This is a genomic window from Thioalkalivibrio sp. AKL8 (genome assembly GCF_000380525.1).
GTDB classification, from domain to species: Bacteria; Pseudomonadota; Gammaproteobacteria; order Ectothiorhodospirales; family Ectothiorhodospiraceae; genus Thioalkalivibrio; species Thioalkalivibrio versutus.
Window position 1 is genome coordinate 395,479 of the sequence record NZ_AQYF01000009.1, and the last position, 24,379, is coordinate 419,857.

Consider the following 24,379-nt stretch of genomic DNA (forward strand, 5'->3'; position numbering starts at 1 on the left):
GATCTACAGCACCCGCGCCCGCAGCACGCCGTCGATCTCATGCAGTGCATCCAGGGTCGCCTGGTCCGGCTGGCCATCCACATCCAGCAGGGTGTACGCAATGTCGCCGCGGGAGTCGTTCATCAAGTGCAGGATGTTGATGTTGGACTCACCCAGGGTATGCGAGATGCGCCCGACCCGGTCCGGCAGGTTGCGGTTGACGACGGCGATCCGGGTATCCCCCTTGCGATCCAGCACCAGGGTCGGCAGATTCACTGAATTGACCACGTTGCCGTTTTCCAGGTAGTCACGCAGCTGATCCGCGATCATCACTGCGCAATTCTCCTCGGATTCGGTCGTCGAGGCCCCCAGATGCGGCAGGGTGATTACCCGCGGGTGCCCCATCATGCCCTGCACCGGGAAATCGGTGATGTAGGCGTGCAGGCGTTCGGCGTCCAGTCCCTCGCGCACAGCGGCGTCGTCCACGATGCCCTCGCGCGCCAGGTTCAGCACCATCGCCCCGGGATTCATCCCGCTCAGGTTCTTCGCGTTGACCAGATTGGCGGTGTTCTCGGTCAGTGGCACATGCACGGTGACCGCATCGGCCCCCTCCATCGCGGCTTCCACCGAGCGCGCGCGCTCGATGCCGGAGTCCAGACGCCATGCGTTCTCGACCGTCACCTTGGGGTCGAAGCCCACCACCTCCATGCCGAGCGCCCGCGCGGCATTGGCCACACCCACACCGATCGCACCCAGGCCGAGCACGGCCAGGCGCCGGCCGGGCAGTTCGAAGCCGGTGAACTTCTTCTTGCCGTGCTCCACCGAGGACATGAAGTCCTCCTTGGTGGGGTCCAGCCCCTGCACGTAGCCTGCCGCCGGCAACAGATTGCGCGCGGCCAACAGCAGACCGGCAATCACCAATTCCTTCACGGCGTTGGCATTGGCGCCCGGGGCATTGAACACCGCCACCCCGCGCTCGGACAGCGCCTCCACCGGGATGTTGTTCACCCCGCTGCCGGCGCGCCCGACGGCCAGGACGGAATCCGGGATCTCCACCGAATGCAGGTCGAACGACCGCAGCATCAAGGCGTCTGGCTGGTTGATGTCCGACGCGACCTCATAGTGGTCGCGCGGGAAGCGGTCCAGCCCACGCACGGCGATGTTGTTGTAGGTCTGAATTCGGTACATCACGACCTCCTGGCCCGGTAGTTACGCCCGGCGACCACGATTCAACAGGATCAGGCGTGGCGGTTCTCGAAGTCCGCCATGAAATCGATCAGGGCATCCACGGAGCTTTCCGGCACGGCGTTATAGATACTTGCACGCATCCCGCCCACCGAGCGATGTCCCTTCAACGAGGACAGGCCGGCCGCATCCGCCTCGTTGAGGAACGTCCCGTCGAGGGAATCGTCCGCCAGGATAAACGGCACATTCATCCACGACCGGGCCGTGGGCTCGACCGGGTTGCGATAGAAGGCGGAGTTGTCGATGTACTGGTACAGCTTGGCGGCCTTGCGCTGGTTGGTCTTGCCCATGCTCTCCAGGCCGCCCTGCTCCAGCAACCATTCGAACACCAGCCCGGCCAGGTACCAGCCAAAGGTCGGCGGGGTGTTGTACATCGAATCGTTCTTGGCCTGCAGCGCCCAGTCCAGCACCGCCGGCACGTTGCCCTTGTCGCGCTCCAGCAGGTCATTGCGCACGATCACCACGGTCAGGCCGGCCGGACCGATGTTCTTCTGCGCCCCGGCATAGATCACGCCGAACTTCGAGACGTCGATCGGACGCGACAGGATGGTGGAGGACATGTCCGCCACCAGCGGTACGTCGCCCACATCCGGAATTTCCGGAAACTCGACCCCGCCGATGGTCTCGTTCGGGGTGTAGTGCACGTAGGCGGCGTTCGGGTCCAGTTTCCACGAGGCGCGATCCGGGATCGAGTCGTACCCGCTCGCTTGCGAGCTGGCCACGATATTCACCGGCCCGTATTTCTGAGCCTCCTTGATGGCCTTGCCGGACCAGGCCCCGGTATCGATGTAGTCCATACCCCGGCCATTCGCCAGGTTCATCGGGATGGCGGCAAACTGCCCGGTCGCCCCGCCCTGCAGGAACAACACCGAGTAGTTGTCGGGGATGTCCATCAGCCTGCGCAGGTCCTGCTCGGCCTTCTCGGCCACGGCCATGAAGGGCTTGCCGCGGTGGCTCATCTCCATCACGGACATCCCGGACCCGCGGAAGTCCAGCAGCTCGTCACGCGCCCGTTCGAGCACCGCCTGAGGCAGGGCCGCCGGCCCCGCGCTGAAGTTCATCACTCGCGTCATGCCTGTTCTCCATCGTCACTGGATTCGGGACCCGTCTCCGGGTCCGGGTCCGTCCCGATTTCCGATTGACCGGGCTCTTCATCGTCTTCGACGCCGTCCTCGCCTTGCAACTGGGCGACCCGGGCGAGCTCGACCAGGTTTTCGTCTTCATCGAGACGGATCAGACGCACGCCCTGCGTGTTGCGACCGATCAATGGAATCTGGTCGATCGGTGTCCGCACCAGCGTCCCGCCATTGGTGATCAGCATGACCTCGTCGTCGTCCAGCACCCGTGCTGCCCCGACCAGCAGGCCATTGCGGCCCTCGGTCTGGATCGCGATCACGCCCTGGCCACCACGGCGATGCACCGGGAATTCGTCGAAACGGGTGCGCTTGCCGTAACCGTGTTCGGTCGCCAGCAGCGCCGATCCCTCGTCGACATTCAGCAGCGCGATCACCCGCTGGTCATCCTCCATGCGCACGCCGCGCACGCCGCAGGCCGTCCGCCCCATGGCGCGCACGTCGCTCTCGTGGAAACGCACGGCCTTGCCGGCCGTGGTCACCAGCATCACGTCGAGGGTGCCGTCGGTCAGGGAGACATCGACCAGATGATCCCCCTCGCGCAGATCCACCGCGATGATGCCGGAGGTACGACGACGCGAGAAATCCGTCAGCGGGGTCTTCTTCACCGTTCCCTGCGCGGTCACCATGAATACATAGTGATCCGGGTCGTACTCGCGCACTGGAAGGATCGTGCTGATGCGTTCATCCGCTTCCAGCGGAAGCAGATTGACGATCGGCTTGCCGCGCGCGGCCCGCGACCCCTGCGGCAACTCGTAGACCTTCAGCCAGTACACCCGGCCGCGGCTGGAGAAGCACAGGATCGTGTCGTGCGTATTGGCCACCACCAGCCGGTCGATGAAATCCTCTTCCTTGAAGCTGGTCGCCGCCTTGCCGCGACCGCCCCGGCGCTGGGCACGGTAGTCGGCCACGGGCTGGTACTTCACGTAGCCGGCGTGCGAAAGCGTGACGACCACGTCTTCCTCGCCAATCAGATCCTCCAGCGTCAGGTTGGCCTGGCGCTCGCGGATCTCGCTACGGCGTTCGTCGCCGAACTGCTCGGCCACCCCCAGCAGTTCGTTGCGGATTTCCTGTTGCAGGCGGTCGCCCGAGCCGAGGATATCCAGGAGGTCTTCGATCAGCTCCAGAAGGTCGCGATATTCGTCGAGGATCTTGTCCTGTTCCAGCCCGGTGAGGCGGTGCAGACGCAGATCCAGGATCGCCTGGGCCTGGGCCTCCGACAGCCGATAACCATCCTCGCTCACGCCATATTCCGGCGCCATGTCCTCGGGACGCGAGGCACTGGCCCCGGCGCGATCGAGCATGTCGCTGACCACGCCCAGCGGCCAGGCGCGCGCCAGCAGCCCGGCCTTGGCCTCGGCCGGGTTCGGCGCGGCACGGATCAGTTCGATCACCGGATCGATATTGGCCAGCGCAATCGCCAGGCCTTCCAGGATGTGGGCGCGCTCGCGCGCCTTGCGCAGATCAAAGATCGTGCGCCGGGTCACCACCTCGCGGCGATGACGCAGGAAGGCCCGTAGCACCTGGCGCAGATCCAGCACCTTCGGCTGGCCATCTACCAGCGCGACCATATTGATGCCGAAGACATTCTGCATCTGGGTGTGCATGTAGAGGTGGTTCAGGACCACCTCGGCCATCTCGCCGCGCTTGAGCTCGATGACCAGGCGCATGCCGTCCTTGTCCGACTCGTCGCGCAGCTCGGAGATGCCCTCCATGCGCTTTTCCTTCACCAGCTCGGCGATCTTCTCGGTCAGACGCGCCTTGTTCACCTGGTAGGGCAGCTCGGTGACGACAATCGCCTCGCGCTGGCCGCCTTCCAGCGGCTCCACGTGCGAGCGCGCCCGGATCAGGACCCGGCCGCGACCGGTCCGATAGGCCTCGCGCACGCCATCGATGCCGTTGATGATGCCGGCGGTGGGGAAATCCGGCGCCGGCACGTGTTCCATCAGGCCATCAATGGAGATGTCGGGGTCATCGATCAGCGCCACGCAGGCGTTGACGACCTCGCGCAGGTTGTGCGGCGGGATATTGGTCGCCATCCCCACCGCGATCCCGGCGGAACCATTGACCAGCAGGTTGGGAAACTTGCTCGGCAACACGGCCGGCTCGCTCTCGGAGCCGTCGTAGTTGTCGGTAAAGTCGACCGTTTCCTTTTCGATATCGGCCAGCAGCTCGGCCGCGATGCGCGCCATGCGCACCTCGGTGTAGCGCATGGCCGCCGGCGAGTCGCCGTCGATGGAACCGAAGTTACCCTGCCCGTCTGCGAGCATGTAGCGCATCGAGAACGGCTGCGCCATGCGCACGATGGCGTCGTAGACAGCGGAGTCGCCATGCGGGTGGTATTTACCGATCACGTCACCGACCACACGCGCCGACTTCTTGTACGGCTTGTTGTAGTCGTTGCCCAGCTCGCGCATCGCGTAGAGCACGCGGCGATGGACCGGCTTGAGGCCGTCACGGACATCGGGGAGGGCCCGGCCCACGATTACGCTCATCGCATAATCGAGGTAAGACTGCTGCATCTCGTCTTCGAGATTGACCGGAAAAACTTCCTTGGCAAATTCAGCCATCGAGGGTTACGCCGTCCGTCTGAACAAGCTCGCGATGATACCACAGGGGTAACCACTGGGGGCGCCCTTTTCTCCCCTCAAAACGGTTCTCCGAGGCTCTCAGGCCCGAGGGCGGCCGGTGCCGGCCCCATTTTCCCGGGTGTCAGGCCCCGGTCGTGGTGGATTCCGCGGCAGCGGGCTCGCGCAGTGTGGCCAGGCGCTCCCGCGTCGGGGTCTCGACCACACCACGTTCGGTGACGATGGCATCGATCAGGTCCGCCGGGGTCACGTCGAAGGCCGGGTTGTATCCCCGCGCACCGTCGGCGGCCACGCGCTGGCCGGCCAGCGCCAGCACCTCGTCCTCGCCGCGCTGCTCGATGGGGATGCCCGATCCGTCTGCCATCTCGAAGTCGATGGTCGCCACGGGCGCCGCAACCATGAAACGCACCCCGTGGGCCCGCGCCAGCAACGCCAGGCCATAGGTGCCGATCTTGTTGGCGGTATCGCCGTTGGCGGCAATTCGGTCCGCCCCGACGATCACCCAGCCCACCCGGCCGGAGCGCAACAGGCTGGCCGCCGCACCCTCGCACAGCACCTGCACCGGAATGCCGTCGTGCACCAGTTCCCAGGCGGTCAGTCGGCTGCCTTGCAGCCAGGGGCGGGTCTCGTCGGCAAACACCTCCTTGATACGCCCGGCATCCCAGGCGGCCCGGATCACACCGAGCGCGGTGCCATAGCCCCCGGTTGCCAGCGAACCCGTATTGCAGTGGGTCAGCACGCCGCGACCCGGCTCGATCAATTGCGCACCCAGGGCGCCCAATTGCCGATTGCCGGCAATGTCCGCCTCCAGCATCCGCTCGGCTACCGCCCGGGTCTCGCTCACGGCCGCATCTACTGACTGGCTGGCGGCCACGACCGCCTGCATGCGATCCAGCGCCCAGAACAGATTCACCGCTGTCGGGCGCGAACCGCGCAGGGTCTCGATATCGGCGGCTACACACGCACGCCAGTCGTGCTGACCTGCCACGCGCTGGCAAGCCAGCACCACACCGAATGCCGCCGTGATGCCGATCGCCGGCGCCCCGCGCACGACCATGTCGCGGATCGCCACGGCGACGGCGGGCGCGTCCTGATAGGTTTGCCAGACGCTCTCCTGCGGGAGGCGGCGCTGGTCCAGCAACTGGAGCGCGCCCTCGCGGAAGCGGATGGGACGGATGGTGTCGGAATGTTCGCGATTCATCCAGTCATTCTACCAGCGTGTCTCGTCCGTCGGCGTGGGGGTGCAACCCTCCTGCCCGCGCAAGGGTGGCAAGGGCGCAGGCTGCCAGAGCCTCCGGTGGCGGGCCCGATGACCGGGCCCCACCTCCAGCTCCGAGTTCGCTTCCAGGCGCAAGGCGCCATGCAGCCCGGTCTCCTGCAGTGGCACACAGGCCGCCTTCAGACGTTCGCGGACAGTGGCCTCCAGACCGCGCCCGCGCCCATCGGTACTCGCCCAGGCGATGCGCGGCGGCGCATCCACCAGCCAGCCCCGGCTCAAGCTGCCCGTGCCAGCCCCGCGCGGCAGCACCAGAAGATCACTGGCACGCCCGTCCGGCACATCACGCATCAGCACTGCCTCGCCCAGTCCTCCGAGCCCGCCCGTCAGCAGCAGACGGACGCCACCGGCCGTCTCCACCGCCAGCACGCAGGAGGCCGAGGCGCTGCCATCCCATCCGGGCGGCGGGTGCAGCACTTCGAATCGCACCGCGTCCCATTCCCAGCGCTCTCCGACCTCGCACGCCCGCTCATCGGCCTCTGCCGGCACCCGTCGCAGGGTCTCGACCACGGGTATGGAATCCCCGACCCCGGCGCTGCCTCCGGCGTGCGCGGCGTGTTCGTGGCTGAGGATCATGCGATCCAGCCGGCGCACCCCCTCGGCCCGAAGGGTCGGGACCACAATCTGCTCACCCGCGCTGTAGCCACCCGCACGCCCGGGACCCGCATCGAACAACAGGTTGTGGTTACGCGTCTGCAGCAAGGCCGACTGCCCGTTCCCGACATCCATCAGGAGCACGTGCACGGCACCCGGCTCGATATCCGGTCGCATGGGCAAGGCCAGCGGCATGCCTGCGAGCACGACCCACAGGGCACCCAGACGCAGCCGCGGCTGCAAGGCCACGAGCACCGCGAGCCCGCCCAGCAGGCTCGCAGCCAGCGGGACCCGCCGCTCGTCCACCAGCACGGGCAATCCGGACAGGAGATCCAGCAACCCGACGAGCAGAGCCAGTACGCCGTCGCCCGCGTGCAGGAACGGCTGCCCCAAGGGGTCCCACAAGGCGGCCAGCCCTGCCCCGACCAGCAACACCGGCAGCACCAGCAGGCTGATCACGGGCACTGCCACCAGGTTGGCCACCGGCGCGACCCACGAACCCAACTGGAACCAGGCGAGACTGAGCGGGAGCATCGCCAGTGCCAGCATCACCTGGATACTCCCCGCCTCGCGCCAGCCCGGACGCCCCGAGCGCCCCTGCAACAACAGAAGAATGACCGCGACCGCGCCAAACGAAAACCAGAAACCGGGGGCCAGTACACTCGTCGGCTGCCACAGCACGACCGCGATCGCGGCCAGCATCAGACCTCGCCAGGCGAACGCCTCGCGGCGCCACAACAGGGCCGCCATGAAGGCCGCGAGCATGATCAACGCCCGTTGGGTCGGGATGCTGAAGCCGGCCAACGCGGCATACACCGCAGCCCCCGCCAGACCGGCCAGCGCCATGAAGGCCGCCTTCCGCAGACCCCGTTGCAGCGGCAACAAACCGCTCCAGACCAACCCCGACAGCAACCCGACAAAACCGGCAACCAGCCCTACATGCAAGCCGGAGATCGCCATCAGGTGGTTGGTTCCGGTGCGCAGAAAGGCCTGCCATTCCGGCGCGGTCATCCCCTGACGGTCGCCAATGACCAGGGCCTGCACCAGCCCCGGATGGCGCAACTCCGGAGCCGCGACTTCCAGCCGCCCGCGCAGCCAGCCGCGGACGCGGTGCAAGTCGGCCCGCCAGGGCCGTGCCGGTGCGGCCGACACTCCGTTCCCGATCGACTCCAGATCAAGCAACGTCGCGGAGCCATGCAGGCCCTCGCGGTAAAACCACCCCGCGCGATCGAATCCGCCAGGATTCGCGGGCCCTTCGGCCGGGCGCAGGCGCAGGATCATCTGGCCGCGTGTGCCTGCCTCGACCTCAGGCCGCGCCGGATACGCCGTCACCAGGAGTTCACGGGCAGCGAATTCTTCCGGCCCCGCGATGACCGCCTCCACCGTGACCCGGAACCGGCTGCGATGCCCGGCGTGTTCCGGCAAACTGGTGACCGTGGCAAGAACGGTGACCTCTTCTCCCGCAAGCGAAGGCGCCAAGGCCTCCTCGAGCCAGAGGTTCGCGGTCATGGAGACGCTCCCCCAGGCGACCACCACACCCAGCGCCATCGCCCATGGCACAGTGGCCCGGTAGCCGTATCGTCGCAGGCCGGCGCTAGCGCCTGCGGTGACCACGAGCAGCGCGAGCACCAGACCCGGGGCCATCGGAAGCGGCTCCGGTACCCGGTGTAGCCACCACGCCGTGACCAGAAGTCCGAGGGTGAAAGCGGTCACGTTGAGGCCCTGAACGCCCGGCCAACCGCGTGGCCCAAGACCCACGTGCCGGGCGACACGGGCATTCGCCGGCCCAAATCAGCGAGAATGGAACCCACATGCGCGGTCGCGAGCCCGCGCCAGGCGCACCATCGGCAACCCGGAACATGGCAAGACACATCATCAAGAAGATGTTTCCAGGCATGGAGCGCATGCGTGGGCACAAGGCGCTCGCCCCGCTGGGGCCGCGTCTGGGGTCGCCGGATCTGTGGCATCTGAACCGCCGCTCCGTGGCTGGTGCGTTTGCCGTGGGGCTCTTCGTGACCTTCCTGCCACTGCCCATGCAGATGCTGATCGCGGCGGCCGTGGCCATTATCGTCCGCGTCAATCTGCCGATTTCGGTGATCCTGGTCTGGATCTCCAACCCGATCACCATGCCGCCCATGTTGTATACGGCCTACACGATCGGGCGCAAGCTTCTGGACGAACCCCGTCGCGATATCCGCCTGGACTGGAGCTGGGAGTGGTTCAGCACGGAGTTACTGACCATCTGGCAGCCCCTGCTCCTGGGGAGCGTCCTGCTGGGCTCGGTCGCGAGCCTGTCGGGTTATTTGCTCGTCCGCTTCCTGTGGCGGCTGAACGTGGTCCAGCGCGTGCGCAGCCGCCGTTATCTGCGGCGGTTGCGCAAGGAACTGGCGGAACGCGAAGCCGCGGAACGCAGCGAAGAGGAAAAATCGAACAAGAAGCAACCGCCGTTGGACTGATCAACCGAGCCCGTTCAGGGTCCGATGCTGCCAGGCGCGCGGATGCGCGCTGCACGGGGGCCTATTCGTGGACCGCCGCCAATTGGCCGTCGAAGACCTCCGGCTCGAGGTGTCCCTTGACCAGCTGGACCGAGCGGTCCAGCTCGCGCGCCAGGGTGATGTCGTGGGTAACCAGGGCCAGCGCGGTGCCGGTGGAGCGATTCATCGCGCGCAGCAGCTCGAACACCTGCGCTGCCCGCTCCTGGTCCAGGTTCCCGGTCGGCTCATCCGCCAGGATGGCCGAGGGTCGGGTGACCAACGCACGGGCGATCGCGACCCGCTGACGCTCGCCACCGGAGAGCTCCGAAGGCTTGTGCTCCAGGCGGTGGCCCAGATCCACCTGCTGCAGCCAGTGGCGGGCCTCCTCCCGCGCCTTGCGGTTGGACATCCGCCGGATCAGCAGTGGCAGGGCCACATTCTCGGCGGCCGTCAGTTCCGGCAACAGGTGGTGGAACTGATAAACGAACCCCAGATGCTGGTTGCGCAGATGCCCGCGCCGCGCCTCGCTCATGCGGGTCCAGTCCGTGCCCAGCAAGCGCACCTCGCCGGCCGTCGGGCGGTCCAGACCACCGAGCAGGTGCAGCAGCGTGCTCTTGCCACTACCCGAGGCGCCGATAATCGCGGTCTGGTCCCCCGGCTGCAGGGCGAAATCGACCCCGGTCAGCACGGCCACATCCAGCTTGCCGTCGCGGAAACGGCGTTCCACGCCCAAGGCCTCGAGGACCGGGGTCTCGTGGTCAGTCATAGCGCAGCGCCTCCGCCGGCTGGGTACGGGCCGCGCGCCAGGCCGGGAACAGTGTGGCCACGACCGTCAGCAGGAAGCCCAGAATGCCGACCCGGAGAACATCCGACAGTTTAAGTTCAGATGGCAAGTCACTGATGTAATAGACTTCGGCGGACAGGAATTCGACGCCCACCAGCCGCTCGATAAAGGGCACGACGACATCGATATTGGACGCCAGCGCGACCCCGGCCGCGGTACCCAGGAGGATGCCGATCGCCCCGATCACGACCCCCTGGACCATGAAGATCACCATGATGCCTGCGGGCGACAACCCGAGCGTTCGCAGGATCGCGATATCCCCCTGCTTGTCGGTCACCAGCATGATCAGGGTCGAGACGATATTGAAGGCGGCCACCGCCACAATCAGCGAGAGGATGATGAACATCACCATCTTCTCCATCTGGATGGCGCGGAACAGATTCGCGTGCTGACGGGTCCAGTCGGACACCCGGAAAAGCCCGTCCAGCTGCGCCGCGACGTCGCGTGCAATCACCCCGGCCTGCATCATGTCGGTCAGCCGCAGCCGCAGCCCGGTAACCTGATCGCCCATCTGGAACACCGCCTGGGCATCCTCCAGATGGATGAAGGCAGTCCCCCGGTCGTATTCATACATGCCGACCTCGAACAGGCCGGACACCTCGAAGCGCCGCATGCGCGGCATCACCCCGGCCGGCGAGACCGAGGCCTGGGGAGCCATCAGGATGATCGAATCTCCGACCTGCACACGCAGTTCCGCCGCCAGTTCGCGCCCGAGCACGACGCGATAGCGACCGCCCTCCAGGCTCCCCAGCTCGCCGCGGATCATGTGCTCACCGATGCGCGCAACCCGTTCTTCCGCCTCCGGCTCCACACCGCGGATCAACGCCCCGGAGATGTTCCCGCGCGCACTCAGCATCGCCTCGCCCTGAACATAAGGGGCCGCGGCCACCACCCGGTCATCGATCTCCGGCGCCTCGCGCTGCAGGCGCTCCCAGTCACGCAGCCCTCCGTTGGCCTCACCGATGGTCGCATGCGAGGCCATCCCCAGGATGCGCTCGCGCAATTCGCGCTCGAACCCGTTCATCACCGACAACACGGTGATCAGCGCCATCACGCCGAGCACCAGCCCGATGATCGACACCACCGAGATGAACGAGATGAAGTGGTTACGCCGCTTGGCACGCGTATAGCGCAGGCCGATGGCAAGGGTCAGGGGGCGAAACATCGCGAAAGCATGCCAGAGATACCGGGTCGCGCCTATAGGGGAAGCCTCGGGGGAGGCATGGCGTCGCGGTTGACGCTACCATGGAGCCATCCAGCAAACGGAGAGTTGGTCATGCCAGGGAAATGCAACGCAGCGAACCCCACCTTGAAGTCCGGCGCACGCCGGGGCAGCACCGTGCGCGCCGCGGCCAGCGCCCTTGTACTGGCGCTTTTCGCCGGGGCCTTGGCCACCGCCTCGGCCGACATCCTGCGCAGCCCCGAAGGGGGGTTCACCGTAAAGGAACGTGAAGGGGCCCCAACCCGTGGTCAAAGCCAGTCAGCGGTCATCCGCCAGCACGGCGAGCCGGAACAACGCCACGCCACCGTGGGCGATCCGCCGATCACACGCTGGGACTATGCCGACTTCTCAGTGTTCTTCGAGGGCGAGTACGTCCTGCACAGCGCAGTGCGCAACGGATCCCGCTCCGACCGTCCATGAGTACCGGGGACGCCACCCCGGTGCCGCCCAAACGCCGCCTCCCCGCCGAGTGGGAGCCCCAGGGTGCGATCCAGCTGACCTGGCCGCATGACGCCACGGACTGGGCACCCGTCCTGGATCAGGTGCACCCGGTATTTGCCACCATTGCCGCGAGCATCAGCCAGTACGAGCCGGTCATCATCGTCGCGCGCGATCCCGAGCACATCGAGGAGATCTCCGGCTTCCTGACCGAGACCGCCATCCGGCCCGACCGGCTGTGGTTTGCCCTGGCCTCGAGTAACGACACCTGGGCGCGCGACCATGGCGCCATCACGGTATTCGACGGCAATCAGCCACGCCTGCTGGACTTTACCTTCAACGGCTGGGGCGGCAAATACCCCGCCGATCTGGACGATGCGATCACTCGGGCCCTGGCCAGCCAGGGCGTATTCGGCAGCTGTGTACCGGAACCCACCGGGCTGATCCTCGAAGGCGGGTCGATCGAATCCGACGGCGCCGGCACACTGCTCACTACAACGCGCTGCCTGCTCTCCAGCACCCGCAACCCCGATCTGGATCGCACCGGGCTGGAACAGCGCCTCGGCGAATGGCTGGGTGCCGAACGGATCCTCTGGCTGGAACACGGGCAGCTGGAGGGCGACGACACGGATGCCCATATCGACACGCTGGCCCGCTTCTGCGCCCGCGATACGATCGCCTACGTCCAGTGCGACGATCCGCAGGACCCCCATCACCCCGAACTGCAGGCGATGGAACAGGAACTCCGGGCCCTGCGCCAGACCTCCGGAGAGCCCTACCGCCTGATCCCGCTCCCTTGGCCGGCCCCCATCGTCGAGGACGGCCGACGGCTGGCCGCCACCTATGCGAACTTCCTGATTCTGAACGGTGCGGTGCTCCTTCCGGTCTACGATGATCCCGCCGATGCCGTCGCCCGAGACCGGCTCGCCGGGGCCTTTCCGGGACGCGAGATCGTGGAGATCGACTGCCGGGCGATCATTCGCCAGGGGGGCAGCCTGCACTGCCTGACCATGCAATACCCTGCGGCCGCCCTCGGCATCCCGCAGGAATAACCTTCTGCACCGAGCACCCGCCATGCCCAACGACCCATTATCCGTCGCCCTGATCCAGCACCGCGATGCCGGGAGCGTCGACGCCAATCTCGACGCCACCGCGGCCGCGGTCACCGAGGCCGCCGCGAACGGTGCCCGCCTGGTCGTATTGGCCGAGTTGCACACCGGCCCCTACTTCTGCCAGACCGAGGACCTCGCCACCTTCGACCTTGCCGAGGCGATCCCGGGCCCGAGCTGCGAGCGCCTGGGCGCAATGGCACGGGACAACGGCGTGGTCCTGGTCGGCTCCCTGTTCGAGCGTCGCGCCCCGGGCCTCTATCACAACACCGCAGTGGTCTTCGAAACCGACGGCCGCCCGGTTGGCGCCTACCGCAAGATGCACATCCCGGACGATCCCGGCTATTACGAGAAGTACTATTTCACCCCGGGGGACACCGGCTTCGTCCCCATCGACACTTCGGTCGGTCGCCTCGGGGTCCTGGTCTGCTGGGACCAGTGGTACCCGGAGGCCGCCCGCATCATGGCGTTGTCCGGCGCCGAGCTACTGATCTATCCCACCGCCATTGGCTGGGACCCGCAGGACACGCCCGAGGAACAGGCCCGGCAGCAGGACGCATGGATGACCGTCCAGCGCGGCCACGCCGTTGCCAACAACCTGCCGGTGATCGCCTGCAACCGCACGGGGCACGAACCGGACCCCTCCGGACACGCGCCCGGGGCGAACTTCTGGGGCACAAGCTTCGTCGCGGGGCCCCAGGGCGAGATCCTGGCCCGCGCCGGCGAAGCGCAGCCGGAGATCCTCACCGTCGAGCTGGATCGCGGCCGGACCGAGGCCGTACGCCGCCAGTGGCCTTTTCTCCGCGATCGCCGCATCGATGCCTACGGCCCGATCCTGCAACGCTACATCGATCCCACCTGAGGTGATCAACACCCACTAGCGCGATCCGCCCCAGGTAATCCCCGGCCTTCTCCGTGATCTCCACGCCCTCCGCCGCAAAAACGCCCTTCAGCCTCACACAGCACAAACCGATTCGTCAGGGCGTCTTCTGGCTCACGCGCACCCGTCAGGCGGAATCCGTATAATCGCGGCCCTTTCCGCCCCTCCCGACCGAACAACAGGCCCATGTCCGAACAACGCCGCAACCCGCTCCATCCCGGCCGCCTCCCCGGCTCCGGCTTCGAGGTGTGGTCGGGGCTCAATGCCTCAGCGGCGACGCTCGCACTTTCGCGGAACGCCGGCGAGTTCGCCCGGCCACTTCTGGTGATCACGGAATCCAACGAGGCGGCCGACCGCTGGCAGGAAGAGTGGGAGTTCTTCGCCGGCGACCACGACCTGCCGCTGCTGCGCCTGCCGGACTGGGAGACCCTGCCGTTCGATGTCTTCTCCCCGCACGAGGACATCATCTCCGAACGCCTGCGCACGCTGTACCACCTGCCGGGGCTGGAACGCGGGATCGTGTTGATGCCGGTCTCGACCCTGATGCAGCGCCTGCCGCCGCGCGACTGGCTGACCACCCAGGGCCTTTCGCTGCAAACCGGCCAGCGCCTGGACCGCATGACCCTGCGCGAGAACCTCACCGAGGCCGGGTACAGCGCCGTTCAGCAGGTCATCAGCCATGGCGAATTCGCCGCCCGCGGGGAGATCCTCGACCTGTTTCCGATGGGCGCGGACGAACCCGTGCGCATCGAGTTTCTGGATGACGAGATCGACTCCCTGCGCCGCTTCGACCCCGAGTCGCAGCGCTCCACCGAAAAGGTCGAGCGACTGGAGATCCTGCCCAGCCACGAATTCCCGCTGAACGACACCTCCATCAGCGAATTCCGCACCCGCTACCGGGCGCATTTCTCAGGCGATCCCGCCAAGCACCCGATCTACCGCGACATCAGCGAGGGCCTGGTCCCGCCGGGTATCGAGGCGTACCTGCCGCTGTTCTTCGAGGGCATGGACACGGTGTTCGACTACTGCCCCGAGGTCCAGATGGTGCAGGTCGGCAACATCGCCGGGGCGGCCGAGGAGTTCGCCCAGGAGATCCATGACCGCTTCGAACAGCTCAGCCATCAGTATGATCGACCGCTGCTGCCGCCCGAACGGCTCTACCTGGACGTCGACGGCCTGGCCGGCGCGCTGCGCGAGCACTCCGGCATTGCCTTGGGCGACCCGGCCGCCCCGCTCCCCGCGGGACGCGGCGCGGATATCGCATTTGCCTGCGACGCGCTGCCGGAACTCGGCATGCAGCAGGGCCGCGACGATCCAGCCCAGCCCCTGAAGGTCTTTGTCGAGGGGCAACAGCGCGTGCTCCTGACCGCGGAATCCGCCGGTCGCCGCGAGGCCCTGCTGACGCTGTTGCGGGACCAGGCCGTACCCCATCATGCCGTGGACGACTGGGACGCCTTCCTCACCGCCGAACCCGGCCTGTACGTCACCGTGGCCGCGCTCGGCGAGGGCTTTGTGCTGCCCGAGGGTGTGGCCGTCGCCCCCGAGGCCGCCCTGCTCGGAGAACGCGCGCGCCAGACCCGCGGACGCAACCGCACCACGCGGGACGCAGACGCGGTCATCCAGAACCTCAGCGACCTGACCATCGGTGCACCGGTGGTCCACGAGGAACAGGGCGTCGGCCGTTATCTCGGGCTGCAGACCCTGGACTTCAACGGCCAGCCTTCGGAGTTCCTGACGCTCGAGTACGCCGACGAGGCCAAGCTCTATGTCCCCGTGTCCTCTCTGCACCTCATCAGCCGGTATACCGGCGCGGATGCCGAGCACGCCCCCCTGCACCGGCTCGGCAGCGAGCAATGGGGCAAGGCGCGCAAGAAGGCGGCGGAAAAGGCGCGGGACGTGGCCGTCGAACTGCTCGATATTCATGCCCGGCGCGCGGCGAAACAGGGCACGGTCTTCGCTACCGACACCGCCGAGTATCACGCCTTCGCCGCCGGGTTCCCGTTCGAGGAGACCCTGGATCAGCAACAGGCCATCGACGCCGTGCTCGCGGACATGGCCGACACCCGCCCCATGGATCGCGTGATCTGTGGCGACGTGGGCTTCGGCAAGACCGAGGTCGCGATGCGCGCCGCTTTCGTCGCGGTGCAGAACAACAAGCAGGTCGTGGTCCTGGTCCCGACCACCCTGCTCGCCCAGCAGCACCACCAGAACTTCACCGACCGCTTCGCCGACTGGCCAGTCCACATCGAGTCGCTTTCACGCTTTCGCAGCGCCAAGCAGCAGGCCGCGGTACTGGAGGGCCTGAAAGACGGCAAGGTCGACATCGTGATCGGCACCCACAAGCTGCTGCAGGCCAACCTGGACTTCTCCAACCTCGGCCTGGTGATCGTCGACGAGGAACAGCGCTTTGGCGTGCGCCACAAGGAGGCGCTGAAGAAAATGCGCGCCGAGGTCGACATGCTCACGCTGACCGCCACGCCGATCCCGCGCACCCTGAACATGGCCCTGGCCGGCCTGCGCGATCTGTCGGTGATCACCACACCACCGCGCGACCGCCTGGCGATCAAGACCTTCGTCAACGAATGGAACGACGCCATCATCCAGGAGGCCTGCCTGCGCGAGATCCGGCGCGGGGGCCAGGTGTACTTCGTGCACAACGAGGTCAACACCATCGAACGCACTGCCCAGGGCCTGCAGGAGCTGTTGCCCGGTGCACGGGTCGGCATTGCCCACGGGCAGATGCGCGAACGCGAACTGGAACAGGTGATGCTCGACTTCTATCACCGGCGCTACAACATCCTGGTGTGCACCACCATCATCGAGACCGGCATCGACGTCCCCACCGCGAACACCATCATAATGAACCGTGCGGACAAGCTGGGCCTGGCACAGATGCACCAGTTGCGTGGCCGCGTCGGGCGTTCACACCACCGCGCCTACGCCTACCTGATCACCCCGCCTGAGAAGGCCATGTCCGCCGATGCCAAGAAACGGCTGGAGGCCATCGCATCGCTGGAGGACCTGGGCGTGGGCTTCACCCTGGCCAGCCACGACCTGGAGATTCGGGGTGCCGGCGAGCTGCTCGGCGACGAGCAGAGCGGGCAGATCCACGAGGTCGGATTCTCGATGTACAACGACCTGCTCAACCGCGCCGTGAATGCCCTGCGCTCCGGCAATATGCCGGAACTCGAAGGGCCCGCGGCTACCGGGACCGAGGTGGAACTGGGCCTTCCCGCCCTGCTCCCGGGCGACTACGTACCCGACGTGCACACCCGGCTGATCCTCTACAAGCGCATCAGCAGCGCACCGACCTCCGATGCCCTTCGCGAGCTTGAAGTCGAACTGGTGGACCGTTTCGGCCTGCTTCCGGACCCGGCCAAGGCCCTGTTCGAGGCCGCCCGTCTGCGGCTGAAGCTGACCCCGCTCGGGATACGCAAGCTGGAACTGGGCCCTGCTGGCGGACGCCTGGTTTTTGGCCCGAGTCCCAATCTGGACATCGCGGCCCTGATCCAGCTGGTGCAATCCGATCCGCAAATGTACAAACTGGATGGCCAGAAGGCCTTCCGCTTCTTTGCGCCGATGGAGACACTGGAGGCTCGGGCGCAGGCCGTCCTGCGCCTCTTGAACACCATCAGCCCCGAACAACAGGCCGCCTGAATGCGCAACGACCCATCCGAACCCCACAACCCCCTTCGACGCCGCCTGCTGGGCGGGCTGGCCGCCCTGCCCCTGGCTGGCGCCACGGGACCGGCCCTGGCACAGGCCGGACGCCAGTATCGCATCGAACTGGTGATCTTCGAGCATCGCACGGACGAGAGCCGTCGGCTGCAGATGGAGCTCGCCGCGCCGCGCGAGGCCATGCTCGGCGAATCCGAACTGGGCGGGCGGATCTATCGCGACTCACGCAGGGGCTTTGAACTGCAGCGCGTGGTACGCCGGGTGGAGGACTCCGGCGCCGGGCGCATCCTGGCGAGCCTGGCCTGGGATCAGACTGGACGCGACCACGCCTCCGCCCCCTGGCTGCGCGTGCAGCAGGGACGGCGAATCGGTACGCGTGATCTTCTGCGCGACGAGGCCGACCGGATGCCGCGTCCGCTGATGGAGGAACAGGACGAACGCTTCGAGCTGGAGGGCCGACTGCGTATCTGGGTGGGGCGATTCCTGCACCTGGAGACCGACCTGATCTACCACGTCGAGGATCCGCAGGGGGACCAGCCGCCGCGCGCGATAACGGTACGCGGCAGCCAGCGCATGAACTCCGGCGACGAACTGTTCTACCTGGACCATCCGGTGATCGGCATGATCGCCCGCGTCACCCGCATCGATCGCAGCTGACCCGCAGACTGGGAGGCCGGGCAGCGCGCCTCAGCGCCACTGCGGCGTGGTCTCCCAGCTCATCCATTGCTGGAAGGCCGCCATGCCGAGGTCTTCGAACAGCAACTGCAGCGCACTGCGCCGCGGCTTGAACTCCACCATCTTCTCCACACCGATCACGTCGCGCGCCACGCTGCGGTCCGTGCCGATGCCATCGATCAGGCCGAGCTCTACCGATCGATCGCCCGTCCAGATCAGGCCGTTGAACAGATCGTCGCGTTCGACCAGGCGATCGCCACGACCGGCACGCACCACGTCCACGAACTGCTCGTGCACGCCCTGCAGCACCCCGTCGAGGTGATTCACATGGTCATCGTCCAAGGGCAGGAACGGGTCCAGGAACCCCTTGTTCTCGCCGGCGGTAAACAGCCGTCGTTCCACACCGATGTTGTCGATCAGATCCACGAGCCCGAAGCTGTCCATGCGCACGCCGATCGAACCCACCATGCTGGCCTGGCTGGCATAGATCTCGTCCGCCGCTACCGCGATGTAATAGGCCGCCGAGGCGCCCACATCCCCAATGACCGCATACACGGGGATATCCGCGTGCTTCTCCTTTAGCCGCAGGATCTCGTCGTGCACGTTGGCGGCCTGCACCGGGCTTCCGCCCCCGCTGTTGATACGCAGCATTACCGCCTGGGTGCCAGCCGCCTCGAAGGCCTCTTTCAGCACCTTGGAGATGTCCTCGGCATTGGCCGCCGCGCTGGAGGCAATCAGCCCCTCGACTTCGACCACGGCCACGTGTTCGGTGGGCTCGCGTTCGCTCTCGAACATCCCCGAAAGCCCCAGATCGCCGCCGCGCACCAGGATCAGCAGCGCGACCAGGTAGAAGAAGAACAACAGCTTGAAGAAGATGCCCCAGCGTCGGGCCCGGCGTTGCTCGATCACCTGTGCCTGGACCAGATTCTCCAGGGCCTCGCGTTCCCAGCCCGGTTTGTTCTCGTTCGCCCAGCCCATCGTCATTCCTTTTCTAAGTTGTACCTTCAGCCCGCCGGAACGCCTCAAGCAGCGATTCCAGATCCGGCTGCAAGGCCAGGGGGGATTCGTCACTCAGGCGTTCCGGCGAATGCACCCCGTGGGTGACAGCCACGGCCGGTACTCCAGCATGCCGCGCCATTTCGAGATCATAAACGCTATCACCGACCATGCGCGTGCGGGCCGGTTCCACCCCCGCGCGCCCCATCACGGACTGGAGCATGGACGGATTCGGCTTCGACGGGTATTCATCGCCCGTGGCGGTTGCCATGAAGTACCTGCCCAGACCGGTCGCCTCCAGGGCCTGGTCCAGTCCCCGTCGCGATTTGCTGGTCGCCACGGCCAGCAGGATCTCGCGCGCATCCAGCCAGTCGAGCAGGTCGCTCACGCCGGCGAACAGCGGGGTCTCCGGGGCATCGTCAGCCGCCAGATAACACTCGCGATAGGTGTCGGAAAAGTGCTGCACGAAGGCATCATCGGCGTCCGGGTAGAGCTCGCGGACCGCTGCCTGAACCCCGAGCCCGATAATATTGCGCAGCGTCGCCTCGTCCCGCACCGGGGCACCGGTATCCTTCGCCGCACGCTGCAGGCAGTGCACGATCCGGCGAGGCGAGTCCATCAGCGTTCCATCCCAGTCAAACACAACCAGGCGCAGGTCGCCCTCCTCCGGTGGCAGCAACGGGGTCATCATGCGTCGTCCTCGCCTCCGGCATCCAGGCTCGCGAGCACCGCGGTCAGCTCGTCCGGCAACGGGGCGGAGAAGATATGTCGCTCGCCGTCCGCCGACTGGTATGCCAGTGCCTGTGCGTGCAGGAACAGCCGTTTCAGCCCATGGCGCCGCAGGCTGCGATTGGCATCCGGCAAGCCGTAGTCGTGATCGCCCCCCACCGGATGGCCGATCGACTGACCGTGGACGCGAATCTGGTGCGTGCGGCCGGTCCCGATCTTCACCCCCGCCAACTGGAAGGCACCGTGCGCCTCCAGCGGCACAAAGACGCTCCGGGCTTCCCGTGCCCGCGGCCCGTCGCTGTCGGTCTCGCCCGCACGCATCCGGCGGCGGCCGTCTTCCTGTCGGCCACTGGCGACCGGGGCATCGCATTCGATGGTCTGTCCGCCCGCGAACTGCCCCACCAGCAGCGCCAGGTAGCGCTTCTCGACCCGCCCTTCACGCAACGCGGCATGGAACTCTTGCAGCGCCGAGCGGCGCTTGGCCAGCAGCAGGCAGCCACTGGTCTCGCGATCCAGGCGGTGCCCCAGTTCCAGCTCGATATCCGGCCGTAACTGGCGCATCGCCTCGATAATGCCAAACGCCAGCCCGCTCCCGCCGTGCACCGCCAGGCCGGACGGCTTGTCCAGCACCAGCACATCGTCATCCTCGTGGATAATCGCCCGACGCAACCGGTCCAGTACCTTCGGCGGGATCTCGCTGCTGGCCACCTCCGGTCGATCCAGATCCGGCACCCGGACCTCGTTGCCGACCGCCAGGCGCTTGTGGGCCTTGGCCCGGCGCCCATCCACCCGCACGGCACCCTGACGGACCAGGCGGTAGATCAGGCCCTTGGGCACGCCCTTCAGTTCGCGGAGCAGGAAGTTGTCGAGCCGCTGACCGTCACCACGCTCGGTGACCTGGAAGGTACGTGGGCCGGAGGGTTCGCGCGTTGCTTTCATGGCGCGGGATGCTACCGGAGCCGCGCTCACCGGGCTACTGCACCCATCCCCCTTGCGGGCGGAAAAACTTGCCCGGACGGGGGGTTATGCCCTACATTGGCCCACGGTACGTTGCTGTGCTACGCCTGCAACGCGCCTCGAATCACCCGCCGCTTCGATCCACAGGCTGAACGCAGCCTCCGGTCGAAGGGCCATCGCCACAAAGCGACACTGTGACGCTATTTCTTCTAACCCAGTCCTGTCTCCCCGGCTACGCCTCCCGCAGGCGACTGATCCCGTGGTTGCTGGTGAACACCTGGCTGGCGCGTTGGCTTGTGCTACGCGCCGCCGCTGCGAGCACGCGTGCGCAAGCGTTGCCGTGCCGCCGCTCGATCGCCGCACCCCGGACCCCGATCTTCCCCGCCGGACGCCAGGACGCCCTACCGAGTCCAATGCATGAAACGCATCCTGATCAATGCCACGCAGCCGGAAGAGTTGCGGGTCGCCATGGTCGACGGCCAGCGGCTGTACGACCTGGATATCGAACTGCCTTCGCGCGAACGCAAAAAGGCGAACATCTACAAGGCCAAGATCACCCGCGTCGAACCGAGCCTGGAGGCCGCGTTCGTCAACTTTGGTGCTGATCGCCACGGCTTCCTCCCGTTCAAGGAGATCGCTCATTCCGCGGTTGGCGCCCCTGCCGACAGCGACAAGCCAATCCGCGACTTCCTGAAGGAAGGCACGGAACTCCTCGTCCAGGTGGAAAAGGAAGAGCGCGGCAACAAGGGTGCCGCGCTGACTACCTACATCAGCCTGGCCGGCCGTTATCTGGTCCTGATGCCCAACAACCCGAAGGCCGGTGGAGTCTCGCGCCGCATCGAGGGCGAAGACCGCGCCTCCCTGCGTGACGCACTCTCCGGACTGACGATGCCGGACGGCATGGGCGTAATCGCCCGTACCGCGGGCGTCGGGCGTACCACCGAAGAGCTCCAGTGGGATCTGGATTACATGACTGCCCTGTGGGCGGCGGTCACCGAAGCGGCGGAAAAGGCCAAGACCCCGGCGCTGATCCACCAGGAAAGCAACGTCATCATCCGCGCCCTGCGCGACCACATGCGCAACGACGTCGGCGAGGTCATCATCGATGACAACGACGTTTACCAGCAGGCCGAGGAATTCGTTCGTCTGGTCATGCCCAACAGCCTGCGCAAGCTCAAGCGCTACGACGACCCGGTCCCGCTGTTCAATCGTTACCAGATCGAGAGCCAGATCGAGAGCGCATTCGACCGCGACGTCACCCTGCCCTCCGGCGGTGCGCTGGTCATCGACCACACCGAAGCCCTGATCTCCATCGACGTCAACTCTGCGCGCTCGACCAAGGGTGGCGACATCGAGGAGACCGCCTTCCACACCAACCTGGAGGCGGCGGAAGAAGTCGCGCGCCAGTTGCGCATCCGCGACCTGGGCGGCCTGATCGTGATCGATTTCATCGACATGAACGCCAACAAGCACCAGCGGGAGGTCGAAAACCGCCTGCGCGAAGCGCTGGAGATGGATCGCGCCCGGGTCCAGGTCGGGCGCATCAGCCGCTTCGGCCTGCTGGAGATGTCGCGCCAGCGCCTGCGTTCATCGCTGGGGGAATCCAGCCAGAACACCTGCCCGCGCTGCCAGGGTCACGGCCAGATCCGTAGCGTGGAATCCCTCGCCCTGTCGATCCTGCGATTGATCGAGGAAGAGGCGATGAAGGACCGCACGGGCCTGGTGATGGGTCAGGTCCCGGTCGACGTGGGCACCTTCCTGCTGAACGAGAAGCGCGAATCGATCAACGACATCGAGGAGCGTCACAAGGTCGACATCAGCATCATCCCCAACCCGCAGTACCTTACTCCACGCTTCGAGGTCCGCCGCGTGCGCGGCGACGAACGCGAAGAGGCGATCAGCGACCGCGGCTCGCACGAACTGGTGGAGACCACCGAGGACGAGAGCGATCCGCATCAGGAGCGCCGCAGCAAGGTCGAAAAGCCACTGGTCCAGGGCGTCAAGATGACCGGGCCGGCCCCGGTCAGCGACAGCGCACCCTCCGCTCCAGAGACGTCACCGCCGGTGGCGAAGCCCGGATTCTTCACGCGCATCTGGTCCTCGCTGTTCCCCAACGCGCGTCCGGCAGACGGACCGGAAGATGAACAGGAAGACAGCCGCAAGGGCGGAGGTCGCGGGCGCGCCGGCGAAAGCAACCGCGGCGGCAAGGGCAGCGGCCGCGGGGGCAGTCGGAAAAAGGCCGACAACGGCGGCCGCAATACCGGCGACAAGCGTGACGAGACCGACAAGGGCAAGAAGGGCGCACCCGACAAGACGGATAGTGCCAAGGGCAATGGCACCAAGCCCGATGGTGCCAAGGGCCGTTCCCGTCGTGGCGGCAAGAAAGATGCCGATGCCGCGAAGGGCACGAGCAACGAATCTCCGAAACAAGCCGCCGAAAGCCGGACGCCTGACACCAGGGGACCCGAGAAGTCCGCAGACTCGAAACCGGCCGAGAAGCCGGCCGAGAAACCAGCACGGGACAAGGACGAGGCCGCCACTAGCGAAGCCGCGGACACTCCTGCGGGTAACGGACCGGAGAAGTCGGACGAGGATGACGGCAGCAAGGGTCGCAGCACCCGTTCCCGCCGTTCCCGTCGCGGTGGCCGGCGTCGTGGCGGTCGTGGACGTTCTGGCGAAAACGCCGGCGAAGCCGGCACCGATGGTGCGCAGAACACTGCAAACGAGGGTTCCGCTCCGGAATCCGGCAGTGATACGGCCGCCCCGGATTCGGCCGCCTCGGCCGACACCGGAAAGGCGCACGCTGAGACGCCCAAAGAAGCTCAGAACCCCGAGTCCTCTGCCCCAACCCGGGACGGTGGCGAGAGTACCCCGCCACCGGAAAAGGCCAGCCCCGACGATGGCGTCCCCAAGGACGCCGCGCCCGCCAAGGGGCGTAGCCGCGGTGGTCGCGGCCGCAAGCCGGCCCCGGCCTCCTCAGACACCTCCGCCGGCGAAGGGACTCCGGGCTCCAGCGAGCCGAACACCCCGACGGAAAGCCAGCCGGCCGTTTCCGATTCCCGGGAACCGGCCCCAAAAGCCGAGCCGGCTGCGAAGCAGGACACGGCGGACGCCACAGGCCAAAGCGACAAGGCCCCGGCCAAGCGCCCGGCCCGGGCCAAGAAGTCCGCAGCCGATGCCGGGGATGCCGCGAGCAAGACCGATGCGACCCCGACGGAACCGCCGGACACCGCTCCCAAGCCAAGAACCCGCCGGCCAAAGGCGACCAAGGCGGAGACCACCCCCTCCGATGAAGGGGCCTCTGCTTCAAGGCCGGACGAAGTGAAAGCAGAAAAGCCTGCGGAGGCGAAAGACGACAAACCTGCCGCGCCCAAGCCCACTGCCGAGCCAGCGGAACCGGCCGCCGAAAGTCCGAACCGCAAAGGCGACGACTGACAGGACCAGGTCCCTCGTCCAACCAAAAAGGGCCCGCCTATTGGCGGGCCCTTTTTGGTTCTGGCCTCGGGATTCCGAATGGATGATCTTCCAGAAGGGTCAGACCGACGCCTTTGGCGCGGCTTGC

At 66.7% G+C, this 24,379-nt stretch carries 17 protein-coding genes; 7 read left to right on the plus strand and 10 right to left on the minus strand.

The features are described from left to right. Positions 1–3 precede the first annotated feature (3 nt). The 5 genes from G335_RS0111235 to G335_RS0111255 form a co-directional block, all read right to left on the minus strand. Positions 4–1,167 (minus strand): 3-phosphoglycerate dehydrogenase family protein, encoded by a 1,164-nt coding sequence (locus tag G335_RS0111235; protein WP_018145711.1) that lies wholly within the window; start codon positions 1,165–1,167, stop codon positions 4–6. 50 nt (positions 1,168–1,217) lie between these two features. Then, complete coding sequence (gene serC, locus G335_RS0111240; protein WP_018169753.1) at positions 1,218–2,297, minus strand: 3-phosphoserine/phosphohydroxythreonine transaminase; 1,080 nt, start codon at positions 2,295–2,297, stop codon at positions 1,218–1,220. After that, complete coding sequence (gene gyrA / locus G335_RS0111245; protein WP_018176814.1) at positions 2,294–4,927, minus strand: DNA gyrase subunit A; 2,634 nt, start codon at positions 4,925–4,927, stop codon at positions 2,294–2,296. The genes serC and gyrA overlap by 4 nt, the downstream gene beginning before the upstream one ends. Before the next feature lie 142 nt (positions 4,928–5,069). Continuing rightward, positions 5,070–6,146: an S-methyl-5-thioribose-1-phosphate isomerase gene (gene mtnA, locus G335_RS0111250; RefSeq protein WP_018176815.1), complete on the minus strand. Its 1,077-nt coding sequence runs from the start codon at positions 6,144–6,146 to the stop codon at positions 5,070–5,072. A 9-nt stretch (positions 6,147–6,155) separates the two neighbouring features. Continuing rightward, positions 6,156–8,459: a DNA internalization-related competence protein ComEC/Rec2 gene (locus tag G335_RS0111255; RefSeq protein ID WP_018176816.1), complete on the minus strand. Its 2,304-nt coding sequence runs from the start codon at positions 8,457–8,459 to the stop codon at positions 6,156–6,158. Between the two features lie 215 nt (positions 8,460–8,674). Here G335_RS0111255 and G335_RS0111260 point away from each other — a divergent pair, with 215 nt between their 5' ends. After that, positions 8,675–9,271, plus strand: a complete 597-nt coding sequence (locus G335_RS0111260) for a DUF2062 domain-containing protein (RefSeq protein ID WP_018176817.1) — start codon at positions 8,675–8,677, stop codon at positions 9,269–9,271. Between the two features lie 61 nt (positions 9,272–9,332). Here G335_RS0111260 and G335_RS0111265 read toward each other — a convergent pair whose 3' ends face one another. Beyond that, positions 9,333–10,055, minus strand: a complete 723-nt coding sequence (locus tag G335_RS0111265; RefSeq protein WP_018176818.1) for an ABC transporter ATP-binding protein — start codon at positions 10,053–10,055, stop codon at positions 9,333–9,335. After that, positions 10,048–11,298, minus strand: coding sequence for a lipoprotein-releasing ABC transporter permease subunit (locus tag G335_RS0111270; protein ID WP_018145718.1), 1,251 nt, complete (start codon positions 11,296–11,298; stop codon positions 10,048–10,050). The genes G335_RS0111265 and G335_RS0111270 overlap by 8 nt, the downstream gene beginning before the upstream one ends. Before the next feature lie 144 nt (positions 11,299–11,442). Between G335_RS0111270 and G335_RS0111275 the strand changes: the two genes are divergently transcribed. From G335_RS0111275 to G335_RS0111295, 5 genes are all read left to right on the plus strand, one after another. Continuing rightward, positions 11,443–11,775 carry a hypothetical protein gene (locus G335_RS0111275; protein ID WP_018176819.1) on the plus strand — a complete coding sequence of 111 codons (333 nt, stop codon included), beginning with the start codon at positions 11,443–11,445 and terminating at the stop codon, positions 11,773–11,775. Beyond that, positions 11,772–12,845, plus strand: coding sequence for an agmatine/peptidylarginine deiminase (locus G335_RS0111280; protein WP_018176820.1), 1,074 nt, complete (start codon positions 11,772–11,774; stop codon positions 12,843–12,845). The genes G335_RS0111275 and G335_RS0111280 overlap by 4 nt, the downstream gene beginning before the upstream one ends. Positions 12,846–12,867: 22 nt before the next feature. Beyond that, entirely contained in the window at positions 12,868–13,764 is an 897-nt protein-coding gene (locus G335_RS0111285) for a carbon-nitrogen hydrolase (protein ID WP_018176821.1), read from the plus strand. Between the two features lie 204 nt (positions 13,765–13,968). After that, positions 13,969–17,439 carry a transcription-repair coupling factor gene (gene mfd / locus G335_RS0111290; protein ID WP_018145722.1) on the plus strand — a complete coding sequence of 1,157 codons (3,471 nt, stop codon included), beginning with the start codon at positions 13,969–13,971 and terminating at the stop codon, positions 17,437–17,439. Beyond that, on the plus strand, positions 17,440–18,117 hold the full coding sequence (locus G335_RS0111295; protein ID WP_018169746.1) for a CsiV family protein: 678 nt from the start codon (positions 17,440–17,442) through the stop codon (positions 18,115–18,117). A gap of 30 nt (positions 18,118–18,147) precedes the next feature. On the opposite strand, the gene G335_RS0111300 is transcribed toward G335_RS0111295, so the two are convergent. Genes G335_RS0111300 through G335_RS0111310 form a run of 3 tightly spaced genes read right to left on the minus strand, consistent with a single transcriptional unit; the run spans position 18,148 to position 20,799 of the window. Next, the gene (locus tag G335_RS0111300; protein WP_018169745.1) at positions 18,148–19,113 is read right to left on the minus strand and encodes a S49 family peptidase; all 966 of its coding nucleotides are present in this window, start codon (positions 19,111–19,113) and stop codon (positions 18,148–18,150) included. Between the two features lie 13 nt (positions 19,114–19,126). Continuing rightward, positions 19,127–19,822 (minus strand): HAD family hydrolase, encoded by a 696-nt coding sequence (locus G335_RS0111305; RefSeq protein ID WP_018176822.1) that lies wholly within the window; start codon positions 19,820–19,822, stop codon positions 19,127–19,129. Further along, complete coding sequence (locus tag G335_RS0111310) at positions 19,819–20,799, minus strand: RluA family pseudouridine synthase (protein WP_018176823.1); 981 nt, start codon at positions 20,797–20,799, stop codon at positions 19,819–19,821. Before G335_RS0111310 ends, G335_RS0111305 begins: the two co-directional genes overlap by 4 nt. A gap of 435 nt (positions 20,800–21,234) precedes the next feature. Between G335_RS0111310 and G335_RS0111315 the strand changes: the two genes are divergently transcribed. Beyond that, positions 21,235–24,252 (plus strand): Rne/Rng family ribonuclease, encoded by a 3,018-nt coding sequence (locus G335_RS0111315; protein ID WP_018176824.1) that lies wholly within the window; start codon positions 21,235–21,237, stop codon positions 24,250–24,252. Positions 24,253–24,379: the final 127 nt, after the last annotated feature.

Excerpts from the sequence above, each read along its gene's own strand:
- G335_RS0111235 (WP_018145711.1), bottom strand. The coding sequence starts at position 1,167 with ATGTACCGAATTCAGACCTACAACAACATCGCCGTGCGTGGGCTGGAC.
- serC (WP_018169753.1), bottom strand. The coding sequence starts at position 2,297 with ATGACGCGAGTGATGAACTTCAGCGCGGGGCCGGCGGCCCTGCCTCAG.
- gyrA (WP_018176814.1), bottom strand. The coding sequence starts at position 4,927 with ATGGCTGAATTTGCCAAGGAAGTTTTTCCGGTCAATCTCGAAGACGAG.
- mtnA (WP_018176815.1), bottom strand. The coding sequence starts at position 6,146 with ATGAATCGCGAACATTCCGACACCATCCGTCCCATCCGCTTCCGCGAG.
- G335_RS0111255 (WP_018176816.1), bottom strand. The coding sequence starts at position 8,459 with ATGGCCCCGGGTCTGGTGCTCGCGCTGCTCGTGGTCACCGCAGGCGCT.
- G335_RS0111260 (WP_018176817.1), top strand. The coding sequence starts at position 8,675 with ATGGCAAGACACATCATCAAGAAGATGTTTCCAGGCATGGAGCGCATG.
- G335_RS0111265 (WP_018176818.1), bottom strand. The coding sequence starts at position 10,055 with ATGACTGACCACGAGACCCCGGTCCTCGAGGCCTTGGGCGTGGAACGC.
- G335_RS0111270 (WP_018145718.1), bottom strand. The coding sequence starts at position 11,298 with ATGTTTCGCCCCCTGACCCTTGCCATCGGCCTGCGCTATACGCGTGCC.
- G335_RS0111280 (WP_018176820.1), top strand. The coding sequence starts at position 11,772 with ATGAGTACCGGGGACGCCACCCCGGTGCCGCCCAAACGCCGCCTCCCC.
- G335_RS0111285 (WP_018176821.1), top strand. The coding sequence starts at position 12,868 with ATGCCCAACGACCCATTATCCGTCGCCCTGATCCAGCACCGCGATGCC.
- mfd (WP_018145722.1), top strand. The coding sequence starts at position 13,969 with ATGTCCGAACAACGCCGCAACCCGCTCCATCCCGGCCGCCTCCCCGGC.
- G335_RS0111295 (WP_018169746.1), top strand. The coding sequence starts at position 17,440 with ATGCGCAACGACCCATCCGAACCCCACAACCCCCTTCGACGCCGCCTG.
- G335_RS0111300 (WP_018169745.1), bottom strand. The coding sequence starts at position 19,113 with ATGGGCTGGGCGAACGAGAACAAACCGGGCTGGGAACGCGAGGCCCTG.
- G335_RS0111305 (WP_018176822.1), bottom strand. The coding sequence starts at position 19,822 with ATGATGACCCCGTTGCTGCCACCGGAGGAGGGCGACCTGCGCCTGGTT.
- G335_RS0111310 (WP_018176823.1), bottom strand. The coding sequence starts at position 20,799 with ATGAAAGCAACGCGCGAACCCTCCGGCCCACGTACCTTCCAGGTCACC.
- G335_RS0111315 (WP_018176824.1), top strand. The coding sequence starts at position 21,235 with ATGAAACGCATCCTGATCAATGCCACGCAGCCGGAAGAGTTGCGGGTC.